General features: G+C 59.6%; 2 protein-coding genes and 1 pseudogene. All 3 read left to right on the top strand.

Translation table 11 applies throughout. The features are described 5' to 3' along the window. Positions 1 to 319 precede the first annotated feature (319 nt). A complete protein-coding gene (locus FDW95_RS11940; RefSeq protein WP_000643630.1) occupies positions 320 to 601 on the top strand; it encodes a helix-turn-helix domain-containing protein in 282 nt (93 codons plus the stop codon). Positions 602 to 635: 34 nt separating this feature from the next. Continuing rightward, positions 636 to 1,205 (top strand): small heat shock protein sHSP20, encoded by a 570-nt coding sequence (gene hsp20, locus FDW95_RS11935; protein WP_000350435.1) that lies wholly within the window; start codon positions 636 to 638, stop codon positions 1,203 to 1,205. Between the two features lie 105 nt (positions 1,206 to 1,310). Further along, positions 1,311 to 1,611 (top strand): annotated as a pseudogene (locus tag FDW95_RS23780) (Clp protease ClpC); the annotation flags it as partial.

The raw sequence follows: 1,611 nt of genomic DNA, 5'->3' as shown, positions 1-1,611 counted from the left end.
CTGGGCGCGCCCAGACGAGTTTCCGCCAAGGAACATGCAGACGAGCAAGGGGCTGCGGGCACTCGGCTACAACGTGAGGATCGGTGTTTGATCGAGGCGCCTGTGGCACACGCAGGCTGAGGAGCCAGGCGCTGTCCATTGCCTGATCAGGCCGCCCCCCTGTGCCTTGCCTGAGCAGTTGACCTGCATCAATGGGGCGGGAGAACGCTGCACATTGACTCTTGACTCTTGAGGTTTTTCATAGTAGGTCTAATATTACAAAGTATTGCAAGGATATCCTTGGCCGGAACCGCAAAGCGACGCGATTGGAGAGGGTGAGATGAAAGCGCACCTACAGGTGATTTTCACGCTCGATGAATTGGCTGCGTACTTGAAAGTCGGCAAGCGGACGCTTTATCGGCTCGCCGCACACGGGGAAATTCCGGCTTTCAAGGTGGGCGGGACGTGGCGGCTTCGTCAAAGTGAAATCGATCAGTGCATCAATGATCAGACCCGAGCCGGAGCAAAGAAGGAGGTGATGCGCAAGCGTGAACAGCAGAAGTCATCCGAGCAGCCCGTGTCGCCTGGGCGCACTGCCCGTCGCAGCAGGCAAAGGGCTTGAGTAACTCGTTTTCCAATTTTTCTGGAGGTATGACATGGACATCGATTTCAAGAAGTTGGCTCCCTGGAACTGGTTCAAGAACGAGCAGCAAGAGCAGCAGACCGCCTCTTCCCTGCCGGTGCAGCGCAATGACCTGCCAGCGGCGAGCGGGCCAGTCAGCCCGATCCTGCAACTGCATCGGGAAATCGACCGGCTGTTCGATGACGCATTCCGGGGCTTCGGTTTTCCGGCGTTGAACATGCCGCAGTGGCCATCCGATTGGTCGGGCATGCTGAAGCCGGCCCTGGACATCCAGGAAACCGACAAGCAGTACAAGATTGCCCTGGAAGTGCCCGGTGTCGAGGAGAAGGACATCCAGATCACCCTCGACAACGACGTGCTGATGGTGCGTGGCGAGAAGCGCCAGGAACAGGAGAAGAAGGAAGGTGGCTTCCACCGTGTGGAGCGCTCCTACGGCAGCTTTCAGCGTGCCTTGAACCTGCCTGACGACGCCAACCAGGATTCGATCAAGGCATCGTTCAAGAACGGGGTGCTCACGGTCACGATCGACAAGCGCGAGGTCAGCGCGCCGAAGCAGGGACGCTCGATCCCGATCAACGGCTGACGTCGCCGGCTCGTTCGTCACAAGAAAAACCCGGCCCGAGACGAGGTGTCGCGGCTCGCGATGCCTCGTCGCCTCAACCTTTTCAACCTTCTAAGGAGCATCAGCATGGCCAGAAAACAATGCCAGGTCTGCGGCCAACCCGCCACCGTGCGGGTGGAAGCCAATCTCAACGGTCGTCACAGCACCATGCTGTTGTGCGACGACCATTACCGGCAATTAGTGCGCCAGCAAAAGCGCACCGTTTCGCCGCTGGAAGCCTTGTTCGGTTCGCGCAGCGGCCTGTTCGAGGACTTCCTCGGCAGTGACTTCTTCCGCATCGGCGACGACGCGACGCCAGTTGCCGCCGATACCGATGACGTGGTCGATGCCTCGTTTGGCGAGCCCGCCGCCGCAGGTTCGGGTGCGC

This window comes from Citrobacter sp. wls718 (assembly GCF_005280945.1).
GTDB lineage: Bacteria > Pseudomonadota > Gammaproteobacteria > Enterobacterales > Enterobacteriaceae > Citrobacter > Citrobacter gillenii.
Note: the sequence above shows the minus strand (reverse complement) of the source record. Positions and strands in the feature narration are given on the sequence as shown.

Excerpts from the sequence above, each read along its gene's own strand:
- FDW95_RS11940 (WP_000643630.1), top strand. The coding sequence starts at position 320 with ATGAAAGCGCACCTACAGGTGATTTTCACGCTCGATGAATTGGCTGCG.
- hsp20 (WP_000350435.1), top strand. The coding sequence starts at position 636 with ATGGACATCGATTTCAAGAAGTTGGCTCCCTGGAACTGGTTCAAGAAC.